Below are 19,399 nucleotides of genomic sequence, written 5' to 3'. Positions count from 1 at the left end.
TATATAAAATTAAAATTTTTATCCAAAAAACGACCTAAATTTTACATTATCTACCGCTTAAGAACTCGACAACTATTGAGATAGTTAAAACTGAACGAGTGAAGTCTCTTAATGATATATTTGAAAAGTGATCAGATTGTATCCATTTTTTAAACTTAACGTTATGAAAAAGAATCGTTTATGGTTGGTAACTCTATTTTTATTATCACATGTGTTAAAGGCACAGACTATTGAACTTGTCAAGGATATTAACACTACGGAAGGCTCGGGAGGTCTTTATGTCAACAACCAGGCCGCTACGGCCGGCGGCCTCTATTTTACGATGTCTTATGATGAGATTAATAAACTTAATCTTTGGCGAACCGACGGAACTGCCGCCGGAACTTATGTCCTGACAGAGCTACCGGAGATATTTGATTATCCTGCCAAAAACCTGACCGCTGCTGGTAAATTTGTTTTTTTCGTAGCACTTTATGATGGGCATTACTGGCTATTTCGCAGTGACGGCAGCAAGGCAGGAACCTTTCCACTTCAACCTGTTTATAGCACCGAGTACGAAAAGCTCGACATTTTTGAATACAAAGGCGCTATCTATTTTTCAGCTTCGGATGGCACCACCAGAAATATGTGGAAAACCGACGGTACAGTAGCAGGAACCGTAAAAGTGAAGAGTTTTCCATCGGAAGAGTTTTTCTCAACGGGGCCATATGACTTCTTTAACTTCAACGGGTTCATGTACTTCCTTATTGAAACCGGCTATGGTTCAGATGCAACACACCAGTTATGGAGAAGTGATGGCACAACCGCGGGAACCGTGCCTGGTCCGGCCTTTTCAGGTAGTTTCAAACCAGTTGCTCTCAACGGCTACATGTATTTTTCAGATGGAAAGGCTTTGAAACGGACTGACGGAAACACTATAACGATTGTGAAAGATGGCTTTGTAACTATTGACAATCCAATATTAGCAGGCTCCACTTTTTATTTTTCGGCTGGGCAGCAATATCCTGATATCGAATTGTGGAAATCAAACGGTACTGCATCTGGAACTGTACGTGTAAAAGATATCCTGGCAGGAGCGGATGATGGTTCTGAACCACAACTTCTGACCAATGTCAATGGAACACTGTTTTTTACAGCAAGAGCCTCTGACTATGGCTATGACCTTTGGAAAAGTAACGGAACAGAATCCGGAACAGTGCTTGTTAAGGATGTTAATCCGGATGAAGAAGTCAACTTTGAACGTATGTTTGCAGTAGGCAGCCAGGCAGTCTTTTCAACTGGTTACGGAACAGGCGAGACACTTTGGAAAAGTAACGGCACCAGTGCCGGTACGCAGAAAGTGGTAGACTTTTCCGCTGGCGATGCCGTTAATGTTTCCGGGACTGTGTTTTTTAGTGGTGTCGATACACATGGAAACCAGTTGTATAAATCAAATCTTATGGCTTCAGGAACGGTTCGGATCACAAATCTTTTTCCTCCGGGTTCAGATCCGGATGGTTTTACCGAGCTGAATGGCATACGTTACTTTGCAGCTGATAATGGAATAAGCGGGCGCGAGCTTTGGAAAACTGACGGGACGGCCGCAGGAACCGTATTGGTAAAAGATGTTACGCCTGGTTCAAATGGCTCCAGCCCTGAACAACTTACGAAGGTTAATACAAACCTGTTTTTCATAGCAAATGGGAAGGAAATCTGGAAAACCAATGGAACAGCTTCTGGTACTGTACTTGTGAAAAATGTGATATCTGCCAGTGATGACGAAATTAAGGGCCTCATTGATGTAAACGGAACTCTTTATTTTGGTGTGGTTACATCCGAAGAAACACTTCAGCTCTGGAAAAGCGACGGATCAGCAACGGGTACTGTGCAGGTGACAAGCTTTCCATCTACGCCCGGCTTTAAACCCTCAGTGCTTAACGGCCAATTATATTTTCCAGCCTGGGATGGTGTAGATAGTTACGAGCTTTGGAAGACGAACGGGACGGCTTCCGGAACAGCAATCATAAAAAACCTCGCGGATGAAGCGGTGAACACACTTTTGCGTTTTGGTGCAACTGTACTTAATGGATCGCTTTATTATACAATTGAAAATGCTAATGGTACACAGCTTGTCAAAACAAATGGAACAACGGCCGGCACAGTCATTATAAAGAAACTGTATGACTGGGCGGATGCTTATATCGGAGGTTTAACAAGAGCCGGTGGACTATTATATTTTAATGCAAGTGAAGTCGGTTCCCAGGAAGCGCTGTGGAGAACGGACGGTACAGCGGCAGGAACCATCCTACTTGCTGGTTTTGATGGCTATCCGGATGGCACTTATCTCCATAGCGGAATTTACGCCAGTGGCTTGTACTATTTTGTACCATTTGATTCAGAGAACGGTGACCAGTTATGGGTAAGTGACGGAACGCCGGGAGGAACACATCAGGTTAAAGAAATTGGTGCGGTATCTAACAATCCGGGAATCAGGACTCTGGCAGCCGTTGGCAATATCGTTTATTTTACCGTCTCAGACTACGTGCATGGCAAAGAGCTATGGCGAACTGATGGTACGGACGCTGGAACCTTTATGGTACAGGATTTTAATTTAAGCGGAAGTTCCGGTTTTCAAAGTGCAACCAATTATAATGGAACGCTCCTCTTTTCTGCCAATAATGGTTCAGCCGGCATGGAGCTCTACAAATACCAGGTGTTGCCGCCTGCCTCATTACGTATTAACTCTGGTGGTGCGGCATTTGCTGCATCCTCCGGCAGAAACTTTTCCGCTGACCAGTATTTTAGCGGGACTACACAAATATCCAATGCCGGAAGCGGTGATATCCAGGGTACAACCGACGACCAGCTTTACAAAGAACAGCGTTTTGGTTCCGCTTTTCAATATAATACTCCCGTTGCCAATGGCCAGGTGAGCGTAGTGCTGCATTTTGCCGAACTGTACTGGGGAGTACCTGGAAAGGGAGGCTCAACCGGAACTGGCAAACGCAGGTTTCATGTAGAGATAGAAGGCAGCAGAAAACTGACCAACTATGATATTTTTGCCTCAGCCGGAGGTGCGATGCGTGCCAGAACAGAGACATTTACGGTTAATGTAACTGATGGTATCCTGAACATAAACTTTCTGTCAGGAGCAACCGATAAGCCCGTTATTGCCGCTATTGAAGTGGTGCCAATACAAGTGATCCTGGGACCGCTCGCTGATGCAACTGTACGTAATACACCTAACGACAATATCAATTATGGAACCACCAATACGCTGGAAGTGAAAACCGGTAGCCTGCCAAGTTATCAGCGTAATGCTTATCTTAAATTTTCATTGGCCGGTGTAAGTCAGGTTGGTACTGCCAAACTGCGCCTTTATGGTTCGAATATCCAGGGTACTGCAAATATTGGGCTCTCTGCTTATGGGGTTATCAACGATGCATGGGTAGAAACTGATATCAACTGGAACAGTGCTCCCGCCGCATCAGGCAGCATTTTAGGTTCTGTGAATGTAAACAATGCTGCCAAATACTACGAAATTGATGTTACTGCGTTTGTCAAATCCCAGCTTGCAGGCGACAAAGTAGTCAGTTTGTTTATCACGAATCCAGCCAATCAGAATAGCCAGCTGACTTTTAACAGCCGTGAAACTGCGGTTAACATCCCACAGCTGGTCATTCAGGCAGTAGCACTGCCTGCTGCTAAGCTTAGCGGGGAAGAAGATGTTGTGGCTGTATTAGAAAAGACGGATAATAATGAGGAGTTTTCTGCATCCGGCATTTACCCGAACCCGACCGGTAAACGCTTTTCAGTAGTTGTGTCTGGCAAACATAAGGGAAAGGTAGATTTGCAGCTGATCAATTTATCCGGAAATACTTATTCAATACAATCCCAGGGATCAACTGTATCACCGACGAGGCTTGATGTAGATATTACTTCCATGCAGTTATCAAAAGGAATGTATCTCATGAAAATCCAGTCGGAGGTATTTACTGAAACTATCAAAGTGATGTTTACAGAATAGTATACCACGCAAAAAGCAGCATGTCTTTTGAATGTATTTATTCTGAAAGACATGCTGCTATTATCACAAAATCAGGTTCTGATTATTCACATTAAAGGTGGGTTAATTCATTGCATTTTAAAGGCAATTGTACCCTTAAACGGATCCTGGCTCACAATTAAATTCTTCCCTTTTCTTACAAGCAAAACTTCTTTAACAACATTATCCGAAGGCAAACAAACCTGTACAGAAGCTTTATCTGACTTAAACGCGAAACTAACAAGCTCTATATTTTTCCAGTCAATTTCACCGGTTGACTGTGCAACTTTCACCTGTGGCAACACGGCACCTTCCCGGACCAGCATTATTACTTCAAGCTCTCCTGATGCAATTTCGTGCCAGCCGCCTTCGTACACTTTTCGGGTTTGGTAATCAATCCATTGTCCTTTTGGCAAATAAACAGAACGTATTTTGCCCTGTTCAAAAAACGGTGCGACCAATACGTCCGTGCCCAACATATACTGGTTATCAATTAGCCAGGATCCCGGATCATTTGGAAATTCTATAAACAATGCACGCAACATCGGAAGGCCTTTTTCGGAGGCAATTTTAGATTGTGCGTAGATGTATGGCATTAATTTGTATTTCAATTCAACAGCCTTACGAAAGTAATTCTGGAAATCTTCACCGTATTCCCAGGGTTCTTTCGGTGCTTGTCCATGTGTTCGGGTATGTGATGCCAGTACACCCATCGGCAGCCAGCGACGATACAGATCCTCCGGTGTTTTCATTGTAAAACCGCCAATATCATGGCTCCAGAATGTGAATCCAGAAAGGCCCAATGACAACCCGCCACGAAGCTGTGCCTGCATTCCTTTATTCGTAGTTTCGGCATCGCCACCCCAGTGAATCGGATATCGCTGACTGCCCGCCCAGGTACTTCTCGCCCAGATAATCCGGTCACCGGTCATTTTTTTAGTCAGTTCAGAAACAATTTTATTGTAACGCAGCGGATAAAGATTATGCTCGTAAAAACCTGTTTTACCGGAAGCGTAAACACCGGATAAAGGTGCCGCTTCACCGAAATCCACCTTAATAGCCGATACACCCAGTTTCAGTAATCCACCGATTTTGTCCTCATACCATTTTATCGTTTCAGGATTGGAAAAATCCAGTACGGCATCTTCGTAAGGCAGCGTTCCATTTGCATTTTTTACAGCCAATCCTTCCGCAACAATTTCGGGGAAAAGGTCATTTTTTGGAACAAAATAAGGTAACTGCCAGAGTGAAGTATGAAAACCCTGCTTTTTCAGATCAGCAATCATTCCGGCAGGATCTTTGAACCGGCTTGGTGAGAATTTATAGTCGCAACGCCAGTCGGTTTCAAACCAGCCTGTATCAAAATGGATCACATCAGAAGGAATCCGGTTCCTGCGTAGTTTGTCGGCAACGTTACGTCCGTCCTGTTCAGAAAAATAGGTTATCCTGCTCATCCACAAGCCAAAGGACCACAATGGTGGCATTTCTGCTTTGCCGGTTAAATCGGTATAGGCATTCAATATATCTTTGGGTTCACCCAGAAAAATGAAAAGATCCAGGTTTTCGTCACCAATCTGCATCGCATTGGATTCTCCGTAAGTAGCGCCAAAATCGCAGGTAATAGGTGAAGAAGTATGCATGAACATACCATATCCTCTCGAACTCAAATAAAAGGGAACCGGTTTGTACATCGTCTGCGTTTCAACCCCGTTTGGATCATGCGTCCATAGTACAATTTTCTGTCCGTTTTTATCCAGTTTGGTAAAAGATTCACCGCAGCCAAATATTTTTTCGTCAGGTGAAATAGAGAATACAGCCGCTACACTCCTTGAATAATCGGAAGCACGGCGTACAAAAGAAAAGGGCAAGTTGGGCGTATAAGATGTTTGTCCATCCAGTTTACTGCGGGTTTGGGTTAAGAGCTTCCCAGTCTGATCCCTTATCTCAACTTTCCACGGATTTTCAAAAACCGTTACAGAACCATAGGCTCCGGTATATTGATGCCCGCCCTTCACTTTGTTGTACTTCCAGGATTTATCAAAAACCGGCTCTTTGACCAACATTAATGATGGTTCCGTACTTACTTTTTCCGTGCTTGTACTGGCACGGATACGGATCGTTCTTTCAGAAGTAAATTCAACAGAAAATGGCAATGACGGATCCTGTGCATATTCAATAGCCGGGAATTCATTGCTATACGACCGTTTGTAGCTGATCATGGAGTTGTTGAAATTATGCGCTGAAAACGCTTCATGCCTCTTCCATTTTACCTTTCCTTTCCCTGTTTCAGGATCAAAAGAAGCCAGACTATCGGCAAAGAAAAAAGTATTGGAAAAATCCCGGAAGTCCTCGCTGATATCGACCGGCTCGTTGATCAGTTTGCTGTGTTGCTGCGCCAAAACCATATCATTGGCTGCACAAAATAATAATAAAAATAGTAAGGAAAATGTCTTAGGGAGTAGCTGAATAGGGCGCATTTTTGACAATAAAGTGATTTTTTCAAATCAATGGGCTATAATTTTTTTGGTAACAACGTTTTGGCCTCCACTCAATTTTACGATGTGTAAGCCATCTGTAAACTTCCTGCTGATTTGAAGGACACTCTGCGATTTCATGACCGGCTGCTGAAACACGACATTTCCCGACTTATCAATAATCTCTATCCGATCAAAAACCGGGTTATTCCATTTGACTGTAATGCTGTCCCAGGTTGGATTTGGATAAATAGTAATATCTGGTTCAATAACTGGTTTTGCTGCCAAAATGGTACCTGCCTTCAACTGAATGGAAGTTACTGACATAGCAGGAAGTGTGAGGCTCAGCATATTTCCGGCAGGCGTTATCTCCGATTTTTTAAGTGCGTTCTCTATGTGGGATTTAAAGGTTTCGGCGAACGGCAATTGTGATAAGGTATACACCGTAACTTTTTCCTGAACAGGAGAAAAATGATCAAGTTGAACAGTCACCGCCTGGTTTTGTGCGGCAGAACGATTGACTAAAACAACCGTCATGGAGTCACGAGCTTCATTTACAGACGAATATGCTGAAACCAGCGTTTCGTTTGCTGATACAGACTGAACCGAAACTTTCTGATTATAGCGGCTAAACAGATGGACCGTCTCCCACATTCCAGTTGTCCAGGACCAGGGAGTAAAAATCTCAACGCCATTTTTCATAAATTCACCCATCGTTGAAGCATACCAGACAGCGGTAACGCTGGGCTCTATACTTCCATCCAACCCTGTTTCAGTCAGTCCCAATGTGACACCATGATCCGCACCCAGATAGGTTGCAAGCCAGTTGTTCACCCTTCCGAAAATATATTCTTTTGTAAGATTGTTATCCCAGGATCCTGATATTTTTTTTACACCATTCGCTTCCGGAAAACTGTAATTTCTGTCAAAAAATACACGATGGAATTGAACAACCTCTTCGGTTTTTTTCGAAGAAGGATAAAAGTGAATATCAAGCACATCCAGAAGACGGACACCGCTTTTCTTTTGCTCTTCTGCAATGGTTTTGATAAAATATTCCAGCCAGGGATAGTTTTTTCCGTTTGACGAAATGGTATTGTTATCCCAATTGTACCACTGCCATTCATTTGCCGTTACAGGCCCGACAAGCTTAATTTCAGGGAATTTCTGCCTGGCTTTTTTAGCAAGGGTAATGTACCGCTGCATAAATTCTTCCGCCGAAATCTGAACAGGCATCACATCGTCGTGCGTTCCCGACCATATTTCAGGCTCATTGTCCATGTTCCAGTAACGGATTTGGTTTTTATCCAATCCTAATCCTCCCGTACCAAACCAATGATCCAGGATCCCGGTAGCAGAGTCCGCATCCCATTTTTCCAGATACAAATTAATATCTCCTTCCACTTTTGCCTTTATGCCGTTTCCATTTGGTACACCGTTTCCCGCAAGGTTCTGGGTCACTCCCTCCCACCATTTCGACTGGTTATAATTCCAGTCGCCAAAATTTGCCTGATTGGTTTTGGCTGCATAACCCAAAAGCGGAAAGGCCCAAAGTCCATGTGCATTAGGAAAGTTTTTCTGTAAAGTCTGTGCAGATTGGTCCCAGTTATTGGTATACACATTGTTATACCAATCCGGATGACTTGAAAGCCTGCGTCGCCAGTTATACTTACTGCTGTTATTTCCTCCGCTTTCCCTGAAAAATGTAATGCCGGCATCGTGAAGCCTGACAAGATCTTCTTCCGGTAAAGTCCAGTTTGGATCCGTAGAAGAGAAGGAATTGTTTCTGCCATACAGAAACGGGGAAATTGGTCTTTGCTCTGCCTCAGCGTCAATCTGAATTGTAATTTGTGCGGAAACATTAAAACAGTACATTACTGCAACGACACAAAAGAAAATAACTCGGAAAGTTTCAAACATCAGTTTGGTGTAAATCATGGGAGTATCTATTAACCCACGGCTTGAGCCGTGGGTTATAATGCCGCTTCGAGGCTACCGGCTTTAGCCAACACTGGTACTTCGGCTAAAGCCATCCTGCCCAGGCATATGCCAACCCAAAGCTAAGTCCTTGGGTTATTTTGCGACGATCCTGAAATTATCTACACTTCCGTTGAAGGAAGCAATCGTCTGATCAGGCGTATTGAACGACACCTTCAGATCCGTGATTTTTGATACGTCAGCAATGGTAGATCCAGACGAGCTCTTGAAATCAGCTAACTCAATTACCGCTGTTTTCCAGCCACTTGTCATATAACCTGATGAAGAATACAAGGTCGAGTTCCAGGGTTGAAAGGAATAAATATAATCTGTTCCGCCAGCATTTAGAGTAATATCATATTTGCCTGCTTTCCACGCTTCAACGATATTGTGCTCGAATTTGAACTGCCTGTTTTCCGCTGCTCCCGCCGGAAGTTTGAACTCGAAATAACAGGAGGAAAGAACCCATTTGTCTTCGTAGCCAGTTTTTGGTAAATCAACTTGTTTGATTCTTGAAAACTTGCCAGAAATAGCTTGCGGATCGGTACCGGGAATAATTGCAGCACTTCCATAACAAACTGTCGCTCCCCAGGTCGTAACCGGTACATCGAAGTTCATCATGTATACGGTAGTATCGTTCAATTTGAAATTCGTTTTCGCTGTACCGAACTCACCTTCGATCGTAATATAATCTATGGCACCAACAGCTGGCATTTTCGCCCTGATCTCCTTTTCTGTTGAGCTCAAAACTTCAAGATTTGTTGCTCCTAACTTCACATTTTTAATATTGTAGAAGTAATCTCCGAGAATAATAATCGTTCCGCCAGGTTTTACAAATTCAGAATACAAACCGTTCAGAACAGGCTTCGGTGATGTCAAACTAAAATCATAAGTTGCTTCTCCACCTTTTGTTACCACTTTTATTTTATTGGAAACCGCGGCATCGACAGCTTTTGTCGGAGCCTCTGCCGGAATAGTAATGATGATATTGCTATTACTACCCAAAGCTGAATTAAAAGTTGCATCGAAATCATTAAAATAAACTTTTAAAACACTTCCCAGATTTTGTCCCTGAATTACAATTTTACTTCCGGGTAATGCTGCGCTCAGGGAACTATCTGCGCTAGCCGGATCTAAAAGTCTCACATTGCTGATCGTGGGTGCACCATCAACGTCATCTTTATTTTCACAGCTTTGGAAAGATAACAGTGCACTGAATGCAACTACTAATCCCAGGCCGGCTTTATATATATGCTTAAAATTCATGTCAATTTTATTTAAGGATTAATCAACTAATTTGCTGAAATCAAAAGCTACCGGTTCATTTTTCAATGATGGCGCATTCACGATTTCAGCCTCTGGAAAAGGCAGATAAAGTGTGCTGGCTGTCAACGGATAAAATTCAGCAATTGAATAAGTTACGGTGTATTTCTTAGGATTGGTAGAACCCGGCACGTACGTCATGGTATAGTTTTCCTTATGCTGAGCAGCAGTATATGCCATCGCTTTTGCAGGATTGAAATAATACCAGCGTACGATCTCGTTCCATGAATTTCCCTCAAAAACAGTTTCAATTCTTCTTTCCTGGAAGATCTGCTCAAATGTCAAAGAAGTCCTGTCAGCCAAACCGGCTCTTTTACGAACCGCATTTACATAAGACAAAGCTTTGGGATCAGTCGTTGAAACACTGTTACCCAATGTAGCGTCCGCATAAATCAGGTAAATTTCCGCCAGACGAAGCATATATGAATTGATATTCGCAGCCATGAAGCCACCCAGGCCGCCATTGTCAGCAGGTGAGCCGATGATGTATTTTTTAATCGCCGATAACGCAGCCGGCCTGTTGTATTTAAGTCCGCCGTTGGCTTTGTTAATTTCGGGATACACATCGCTGTCAAACATCCCGATCGCTTTTCTTCTCAATGAATCAGCAGGATTTTCAGTAAAATATTTCACCAGGTCAGCCGAAACACCCTGTGCCGCACCCCAGCCATCGCCAGTGGTAGTGATCGCCGATTCATAAGCAAAATAAGCCTGAAACGAATTATTTATTCCCCATGGAGAGCTCAGAGGCATCCATTGCAAAGCGAACAGACTTTCCGAATTGTTTTTCGAGCTGTTGTTGTTCGCACTCAAAAACAATTCCGAATAAGAAGGAGCCAATGTCAGGCCACTTTTAGTGATGACATCTTCTGCATAGAATTTGGCACTGTCCAGATCCGACTGGTTTCGTGTGCCGTTCTGGTTCAGACCTGCACGCATCAGATACATGCGCGCCAGCATACCTTCGGCTGAATATTTTGTCAACCGGCCTTGTACTGCTGTCGCAGGAAGCGTTGCTGCCGCATAGCGAAAATCATGAATGATCAGTTTCCAGACATCCTCAATAGTGTTACGGGCAGGCGCTTCGTTGATCTGGGCCACGTTGTCATATACGATCGGCACAGCTCCCCAATTGGCCACCAAATAATAGTAGGCTGTTCCGCGCATAAAACGACATTCTCCCAAACCCTGGTTTTTGCCGGCCGCAGAAGCTGTACTTCCGGTAGCTTCCTTAATTGCTTTGTAGGCGTTATTACTTTGTGCTATTATTTTGTAAAACGATTTATAACCCGGCAACAAGGTACTTGCATCCGTTGAAGGAATAGCATGTTTGATATAAGCAGTCCGGTCATTTGAATTCAGATTCCCCGCTCTGGCTTCCTGAAAAGCCATGTTTGCCTTGTCATTGAAATCGAACCATACGATGTTGTAAAGTGGTGCCGTTCCGGCCATAATTTCTTCATCGGTTTTGTAGAAATTACCTGATGTCAGCGCATCCACAGGCGGGCGGTCAAGGAAGTCCTCCTTGCATCCCTGTATGAGCATCAATGCTCCGATTGCGGCTAAAAGTTTTATCTTGAATTGCATGGAAAATATTTTTTGAGATTGAATTTTATATCAGCGATTTTAACAAACTTAAAAATCAGCCAGTAAACCAAACGAATACATACGAACCGACGGATAACGGCCTGTGTCAATTCCAGCCATGACAGTTCCACCATAATTCACCATTCCAATCTCCGGGTCATACCCTTTATATTTGGTAATTGTAAATAGGTTTTGAGCACCAACAGAAGCCTTCAAACCTCTGATAAAGAAGTCTTTCAGCATCGTTTTAGGAAAATTGTAGCTAAGCGTAATATTTTTCAGACGAACATATGAGCCGTCTTCAATAAAGTTGGTATTCATACGGCTGTTACCGTTTGGATCACCAGGAGCAATTCTCGGAATCACATAACCCGGGTTGGTTAATGTAGCTGTTTCGGCATCTCCTACATTGTAACTGCTTGGTTTAGCATAATTCGCAACGGACGACCATTGATTTCCAAATGTTCCTCCGTTTCCGGGGATTTCAGCGCGGTAACGTGGATAGTTCAGCACGTCATTTTTGAAACTGCCGGTCAGAAATGCATTAAGCTCAAAGTTTTTGTACATCACATTGTTATTCAAACCCAGCGTGAATTTTGGCCATGGATTACCAATGACGGTACGATCTTCAGCATCAATTACACCATCGCCGTTTAAGTCTTTGAATTTGGTATCTCCGATCCACGTTCCGGTTGCCGGATTGATCGTCAATTCTCCGTTTGAAGTCTGAATTGCGTGATCTTTAATGTCATTTGCATCCTGGAAAATTCCCTCAGCAATGTAACCTGTGATCATACTTGCAGGCTTTCCCACTTCGGTTTTGAAACCTACGGAAGTAGCATTCCAGATCGGTGTGATCGGATTCAGAAGGGAAGTTACTTTATTTCTGTCGAAAGAAAGGTTAAGGCCTGTTTTCCAATAAAAACCACCTTTGTCAATATTAACAGTATTCAAAGTAAATCCAATCCCTTTATTACGCATGGAACCTGCATTCACTGACGGCCAGCTAAGATATCCTGGCGAATAAGCTATATCACCTCCATAACTGAAAGGATATGAATTGATTGTGATCAGACTTTTAATATCTTTCATATAGGCATCCACGATCAGCTCAATTCGGTTGCTGAACATGTGCAGATCCATACCTGCGTTAATCACATCATCTTTTTCCCAGGTAAGGAATTCATTGGCAAAGTTGGATGCAAGAAACCCTGTTCCCCAGCCTGTTGGTACAGCTTGTAATGTGGAATAAATAGCATTTCCACCACTGCCCTGGTTACCTGAGCGGCCAACTTCAAAACGGAATTTCAGGTCATTGATAGCAGGTACAGCTTTAAGGAATTCTTCCTCAGAAGCCCTCCATGCCACAGAAACGGCTGGAAAATTACCCCAGCGACGGCCCTGGCGAAACGCAGATGAACCATCCATCCGGTATGTTCCCTGTACGATGTAGCGGTCTTTGAAGCTGTAATTCAAACGCGCAAAATAAGATTCCCTTGAGCCCGAACCTTTACTGCTGCTATTGCTGACATTGGAGATCGAAGAACCATCACCGCCGGAAAGCTCTTCAATAGTATTGGTAATGAATTTTTTACGCGTTCCTGTCAAAGATTCGTAAGTAAAAGACTGAGCTTCATGACCAGCCATTAAATTAACACTATGCTTATCCAGTTTCAAATCGTACTGCACCCTGCTATGCAAACTCCACCAGGTATTGGTATTGACAGAGCGGGTAGAAGTTGCCGCATCCTGCGATACCACATAACCGCCAATGGTATAAGAAGGATGGAAAGAGTAGTATTTCAAAAACTCAGAACTACCGTTCGCTTCTGTATGCCATGTCAGACGTTTCGATAATTTTACATCTGCAAATAGACTTCCCAAAATGGATGTCCGCCGATTGTAATCGTTATTGATTTTTGAAATCATCACCGGGTTAGAAAACTGGAACTGCGTAGTAGCAGGTCCACCCCAGCTTCCGTCGGGATTGGTAACGGGTACACTCGGATTCTGATCCAGCGCAAGCTGAATAATACCGCCATTGGAAGTATTCACTTTTTCTTCAGTAATACCCACGCTTAGGTTAGCTCCTACTTTCAGCCAGCTCCGTGTCTGGTTTTCCAGATTCAGACGTGAATTATAACGCTTGAAACCAGAGCCTTCAACAATACCTTTTTGGTTAAAATATTCGCCGGATAAGTAGTAAGTCGTCTTTTCAGTTCCTCCGCTTAATCCAAGAGAATACTTTTGCAATGTTGTAGGACGAAATAACGCACTCTGCCAATCGGTTCCCTTTCCTAATACCGAAGGATCAGCAAAATCCGGATCTGTTGCAGTTCCTCCAATTGCAGCCAATTCGTTTCTAAACTGCGCATACTGGCTGAGATTCATTACATCTATATGTTTTGGCTCAGCCTGCAACGTCAGTAAAGAATTGAAGGTAATCTTGGCTTCTCCTGCTTTTCCTCTTTTTGTCGTGATCATCACAACCCCATTCGCACCCACGGCACCATAAATAGCAGTTGCCGAAGGTCCCTGCAACACGTTAATCGTTTCAATATCATCCGGGTTAATACTGGAAAGTATGTTTGAAAAACCAGTAGGCCGGTTATTCGGATCGTCCTTCATATTATCAGGCTTAATCTGCACACCGTCAATTACATACAGAGGCTGTGTAGTTCCAGTCAAGGAGCTCAATCCGCGTATCAAAACGGAAGGGGCTGCACCCGGCTGTCCGGAGTTCTGCTGAACCATTACGTTGGCAGCTCGCCCTTGTAAACCTTGCTCCAGAGAAGTATTGATCGTTTTGCTAAGGTCTTTACCTGAAACGGTTACCTGTGAACTGGATACATCCGTTTTTTTCATTTCGCCGTAACCTACCACCACCACCTCGTTCAGATTGGCAATACTTTCTTTAAGTTTTATTTCAATTTTGGTTTTATTACCCACACTTGCCTCCTTTGTTTCATATCCGATAAAGGAAAAAACAAGTGTGCTGCCAGCCGACGCTTCAATCGTAAACACGCCCTGGTTATTGGTTGTTGTTCCGTTTGATGTGCCTTTTATTACTACACTCACTCCGGGAATCCCATCGCTTCCATCTTCTGATAAGACCGAACCGGTGACGGTTTTTTTGACATCCTGCTGGGCAAAAAGACCTCCTGAAGCCAGCATCATTCCTGTTAAGAACAGAGAAGTGCGTAAGGACTTCATAAGGGATTCCAGGCTTCGCTTTGCCCTTCTGCTTGGGTACACGTTTAGTTGCATAATTGTTTTAAGGTTAAAAAATGCATTGGACAAATTCATTCGGTTTATACATTTCCAATAATAGCCTTCGCATTATCTTCTTTTGGTATATTTCGAATTTATTTTTGATCAAATGTGATGGATAAAATTAAAGAGCAGGGGTGCCAAATGTTTACAGATAGGTATTCAAATGTAAACTAAGGGTAAAAAAGGGCATTATTTTCTGCTAATATTAATGTTTTCGAAACAAAAATGAAAAAAAATGAGATTCTCCCGATTGGAAAGAATCTCATTTGCAGTAAAACAATAAAATCTATTTGTTGTATTATTCCGATAAGAATATCATCTATATATGCAATTAATCCTTTACAAAATCGGATTTAAGGTTGGGAATTTCAGTGTTTTATTCATTGATCAGATCCTTTTTCCGGTACTCTGTCGGAAGTACTTTATATTCTTCCTTAAAGAGTTTGGCAAAATATTTAGGGTTATTAAAACCGACCTGATAGGCGATTTCTGAAACTGTCAGCTGGCTTTTTTCGAGTAGTGATGCGGCCCTGCGTATCCTGATGATCCTGATAAATTCTACAGGGGTTTTCCCTGTCAGCGACAACAATTTTTTATACAGATACATTCTGCTCATTGCCATTTCTGAACTAAGTTCTTCCACCGTATATTCCGGATTCACCATGTTTTCTTCCACTACTTTTACGGCCTTGTTAATAAATTGTTCATCCAGTGATCGTACAGCAATTTCACTTGGCCCGATGTGAATATGTTTTTGAAACTGTTTTTGAAAACTTTCCCTAAGCCGTATCAGGTTGCGGATCTGAGCCTGTAAAATATCCAGCCGGAATGGTTTAGTCACGTACGCATCAGCACCAGTCTCATAACCCTGAAGCTGCTGTTCCTCTTCCGCCCGGGCTGTAAGTAATATGACTGGAATGTGCGAAATCCTGTTGTCCGTCTTAATCATCCGGCATAGTTGCATCCCGTCCATTTCAGGCATCATAACATCGCTCACAATCAGGTCCGGAATAATTTCCAAAGTGATTTCCAAACCCGTTTTTCCATTTGCAGCCTCGTGGATCTTATAATTTTTTTGAAGCACTTCCCGAAGATATTCCCGAAACTCATCATTATCCTCAACCAACAGCAGTACTGGTTTGTTTTTTCGATCCATAACAGCCTGGATTTCTTCTGACTCAGGTGATTCTTCTTTGGTAAATACTTTTTGTACCGTTTCCGGTAACGTGCTGGCATTTTCCACTACGCCTAGCGGCAAATGCATGATGAAAGTACTGCCTTTGCCTTCATCACTTTCCACAACAATATTTCCTCCGTGCAGTTTCACAAACTCCCAGGTGATAGAAAGTCCGATCCCACTTCCCTGATTAACTATATGATCAGGTAAAGTATGTTGAAAAAAGCGATCAAAAACTTTGGCCTGAGCTACAAACGGAATGCCTATTCCAGAATCTCCAACCCTGACTTCCAGCTGCTCCGCTCCTTCTAAATCCACAATCTTGACTATTACAGAAACGCTTCCATTTTCTGGTGTGAATTTGAATGCATTGGACAAAAGATTGTACATGATTCTGGAAAGTTTTTCCTGATCAAAAAGGGCATAGCGGGATTCGATATCCGTTTCAAAAGTGAAGATGATGTGTTTGCGTTCGGATAAATCCGAAAAAGTAAAAGCGATTTCCCTGATGAACCGGATAATATCCCCTTTTTCCGGACTGAACCGCGTTTCTTCCACTTCAAGCTTTTTGAAGTCAAGAAGCTGCGTCACTAAATTCAGCAGCCTGCGTGCATTTCTATGGATCATCGAAAGCTGATTACGAACACCCAAATCAGCCTGCAGATTATGTAAAAGTCCTTCCAGCGGTGTGAGCATCAGCGTGAGCGGCGTACGAAACTCATGGCTGACGTTGGTGAAAAATTTGATTTTCATCATATCCAGCTCATGCAATTGCAATGCTTCCCTCCTCTCCTGTTCCAGTTTAAAATTCAGTCGTTCCCTTTCCAGGATGACCCAACGCGCAACTGCGAGTGCACCCACGATCAGTAAAAAGTAAGCGATATAGGCAAGAGGTGTTTTCCAAAACGGAGGATCGATCTGAATTTTAAGAATACGTTCTTTTGAAACAGCATCACCTTGTTTCATCTTCACTTTAAAGACGTACTGTCCCGGATCAAGATTGGTGTAAGTGACTTTTCGTGTGTTGTTATCAGCCTCAAACCAGCGGTCATTAAATCCTTCGAGTCGGTACAGATAATGGTTTTTATCCGAATGCAAAAAATTAAGTGCTGCAAATTCGATCGTAAACACATTCTGACTGTATTTCAACTGAATTTCATCGGTAATTGAAATTGATTTTTGCAACACAATTTTTCCATTCAGTTTTTCGTCCGGCTTTATACTTTTGTTAAAAACCTGGAAGTCAGTTAGTACAACTTCTGAAATTATGGGCTCATCTTCCAGTTTGTCCGGTGAAAATATAGTAAATCCATTAGCACCACCAAAAATCAGTTCACCTGTACGAAGCCTGATCGCTGCATTTTCGTTAAAACTTCTGCCCTGCAAACCATCCACTTCATTATAAGCCCTGATATCAAATTTTGCCGGCAACGTCCCGTTTCTTTTAGTTATACGAAAATTAACCAGTCCTTTTGGCGTTCCAAGCCATAAATTCTGTTTCGCATCAACCGCAATGGTCAATATTGAATTATCTGGCAAACCATCATTGGAATCATAGGCTGTGAACATGTTACGTTTTTTATCATAAAGATTTAATCCTTCCGACGTTCCGATCCAGATGTTTCCCAGGCCATCTTCAGCAAGCGAAATAACTGCGTCACTGCTCAGACTTTTTGGATTTTTTGCATCATGCCCGAAGTGCACGAATTTGTCAGCATTTCTCTTAAGCACATCGATTCCGTAAGCCGTACCAAACCAGATGTCACCTTCTTTGTCCTCAATAATGGAGGCGATGTAGAAAGAACTGATCGAGTTGGGAGCGAAAGGACGGTAATGTTTAAAGGTACTTTTTTTGCGATCAAACAAATCCAGGCCATCTCCCAGCGTCCCGACCCAAAGTCGCCGGCTCGAATCCTCAAAGATTTCCCAAACCCGGTCGTCTACCAAACTGGTTGAATCGGACGGATTGTGCAGGTATCGTCTGAATGTTTTTCCGTCAAAACTGTTGAGCCCTCCAAAATAAGTACCAATCCACAACACATCACTTTTATCCAGAAATAAACTGACAATAACGTTGTTACTCAGACTGGATTCATCTCCGGGAATATTTTTATACTGCTTAAAAGTATTTTTGCCCCGATCATAATGGATCAGTCCACCCCCGTTGGCGCCGATCCAAATATTTCCCTTCCGGTCCTCAGCAAAAACATTTACGTCGTCAAAAGGAAGGCTGCCAACATTGGACGGTAAATGCCGGATTAGAGAAAACTTGAAGATATTTTTGTGATAATTGCAAAAACCCTTTTTAAAGGTACCTGCCCAGATCATACCTGTCGCATCTTTATACAAAGCCAGGATGCTGTTCTGACTAATCGTTTTCGGATTGTTGGTGTCGTATTGCAATGCACCTACCGACCCGTTTTTTTTATCAATAATGTTAATTCCTCCGTGGTCCGTTCCAATCCAGATTTTCCCATCCGGCCCCGAAATAATGGCGCTGACAATATTGTTATTAAGCTTAAAAACCAGTGCCGAAGTGTTGACTGTAAGTAATTCGTTTTTTGTTAAATCAAAGTAAAAAGCTCCCCGCACAGCCCGGACGATGTATACCCATGGTTCTCCTTGTTCGTCAACATATACGCGGTGGTTTGTGGAATTCCCAAGCTTTTTGTCTTTGAGCAAACTGCTCTGGTAAGTTGGTTTATAAGTTTTTGCATCCAGTCTTGCCAAAAAACCATTATCATAAACTACCCATAAATTTCCGGAACCGTCTTCGTTAAAATCGGAAATAACTGGAAGTGAAGCTCCTGCCTGCAAACCACCAGCTTTTTCGGGCCGAAACTTTACGGCTAACAAAAGCTTTTTAGAAGGCCGGAATTTTAATAATCCAAACCGGTTATGACTGATCCAGTAATCCCCGTTTTTGTTTTTGAAAATCCTGTTAAAGTTGGCATCGGGCAAGCCTAGTCGTTTTGCTGCACGATTGACATTTTTATCAATCTGTTCAGTAGATGGATCATAAATATTATAACCCTTATTTGTATTAATCCAGATGTAACCGTCCGGATCTTCAAAAAGGTCAATGACGTGGTGATCAGTCAGGCTTGTAGAATCAGCGGGACTATGCTTAAATATTTTGAAAGAATAACCGTCAAATCGGTTTAGCCCGTCTGCGGTGCCGATCCAGACAAATCCCTGTCTGTCTTTTAAAAAGCAATTTACCTGGTTATGTGAAAGTCCTTTTTCAGCACTATATCGTGCAAACTGATAGTCAGAAGACTGAGTCAGGCCAGTTCCTGAAAGTCCAAGCAGACATACAACGATCAATAAAAAGTACCACAACCAATTTTGCATTAAAAGAAATGTTTATAAAATGTACAAAATAACCATATTTAGTAAGAAATGATTTTATTTAACATTTGAATTGAAAAGACCTATTTCATAAATAATCAATTGAAGGTGATTTAATTGTTTGATGCAACCTAAGAAATGTAATAATCTGTTTGTTATACTACTGAAATAATCAGTCCAACTGCTGCAAAATGCTGTCAGAAATTACACTGA

At 42.6% G+C, this 19,399-nt stretch carries 7 protein-coding genes; 1 reads left to right on the top strand and 6 read right to left on the bottom strand.

The genetic code is table 11. The features are described from left to right. Nucleotides 1–163 precede the first annotated feature (163 nt). A complete protein-coding gene (locus tag KZC02_RS30980) occupies nucleotides 164–4,006 on the top strand; it encodes an ELWxxDGT repeat protein (protein ID WP_221392191.1) in 3,843 nt (1,280 codons plus the stop codon). Nucleotides 4,007–4,113: 107 nt separating this feature from the next. On the opposite strand, the gene KZC02_RS30975 is transcribed toward KZC02_RS30980, so the two are convergent. The 6 genes from KZC02_RS30975 to KZC02_RS30950 all read right to left on the bottom strand — a co-directional run bounded on the left by KZC02_RS30975 (nucleotide 4,114) and on the right by KZC02_RS30950 (nucleotide 19,189). Then, nucleotides 4,114–6,501, bottom strand: coding sequence for an alpha-xylosidase (locus tag KZC02_RS30975; RefSeq protein ID WP_221392190.1), 2,388 nt, complete (start codon nucleotides 6,499–6,501; stop codon nucleotides 4,114–4,116). Nucleotides 6,502–6,528: 27 nt separating this feature from the next. Further along, entirely contained in the window at nucleotides 6,529–8,436 is a 1,908-nt protein-coding gene (locus KZC02_RS30970) for a glycoside hydrolase family 44 protein (protein WP_229253902.1), read from the bottom strand. A gap of 135 nt (nucleotides 8,437–8,571) precedes the next feature. Continuing rightward, the gene (locus KZC02_RS30965; RefSeq protein ID WP_221392189.1) at nucleotides 8,572–9,741 is read right to left on the bottom strand and encodes a glycan-binding surface protein; all 1,170 of its coding nucleotides are present in this window, start codon (nucleotides 9,739–9,741) and stop codon (nucleotides 8,572–8,574) included. An 18-nt stretch (nucleotides 9,742–9,759) separates the two neighbouring features. After that, nucleotides 9,760–11,385 (bottom strand): RagB/SusD family nutrient uptake outer membrane protein, encoded by a 1,626-nt coding sequence (locus KZC02_RS30960; protein WP_221392188.1) that lies wholly within the window; start codon nucleotides 11,383–11,385, stop codon nucleotides 9,760–9,762. Between the two features lie 48 nt (nucleotides 11,386–11,433). Further along, complete coding sequence (locus tag KZC02_RS30955; protein WP_221392187.1) at nucleotides 11,434–14,652, bottom strand: TonB-dependent receptor; 3,219 nt, start codon at nucleotides 14,650–14,652, stop codon at nucleotides 11,434–11,436. 382 nt (nucleotides 14,653–15,034) lie between these two features. Continuing rightward, nucleotides 15,035–19,189 (bottom strand): hybrid sensor histidine kinase/response regulator transcription factor, encoded by a 4,155-nt coding sequence (locus tag KZC02_RS30950; protein WP_221392186.1) that lies wholly within the window; start codon nucleotides 19,187–19,189, stop codon nucleotides 15,035–15,037. Between the last annotated feature and the right edge of the window lie 210 nt (nucleotides 19,190–19,399).

Origin of the sequence: Dyadobacter sp. NIV53, from assembly GCF_019711195.1 — a bacterium.
Classification (GTDB): domain Bacteria; phylum Bacteroidota; class Bacteroidia; order Cytophagales; family Spirosomataceae; genus Dyadobacter.
The sequence above is the reverse complement of the archived record's forward strand: the minus strand, read 5'-3'. Positions and strand labels throughout refer to the sequence as shown.

Coding starts and splice junctions, on each gene's coding strand:
- KZC02_RS30980 (WP_221392191.1), top strand. CDS start 164: ATGAAAAAGAATCGTTTATGGTTGGTAACTCTATTTTTATTATCACAT.
- KZC02_RS30975 (WP_221392190.1), bottom strand. CDS start 6,501: ATGCGCCCTATTCAGCTACTCCCTAAGACATTTTCCTTACTATTTTTA.
- KZC02_RS30970 (WP_229253902.1), bottom strand. CDS start 8,436: ATGATTTACACCAAACTGATGTTTGAAACTTTCCGAGTTATTTTCTTT.
- KZC02_RS30965 (WP_221392189.1), bottom strand. CDS start 9,741: ATGAATTTTAAGCATATATATAAAGCCGGCCTGGGATTAGTAGTTGCA.
- KZC02_RS30960 (WP_221392188.1), bottom strand. CDS start 11,385: ATGCAATTCAAGATAAAACTTTTAGCCGCAATCGGAGCATTGATGCTC.
- KZC02_RS30955 (WP_221392187.1), bottom strand. CDS start 14,652: ATGCAACTAAACGTGTACCCAAGCAGAAGGGCAAAGCGAAGCCTGGAA.
- KZC02_RS30950 (WP_221392186.1), bottom strand. CDS start 19,189: ATGCAAAATTGGTTGTGGTACTTTTTATTGATCGTTGTATGTCTGCTT.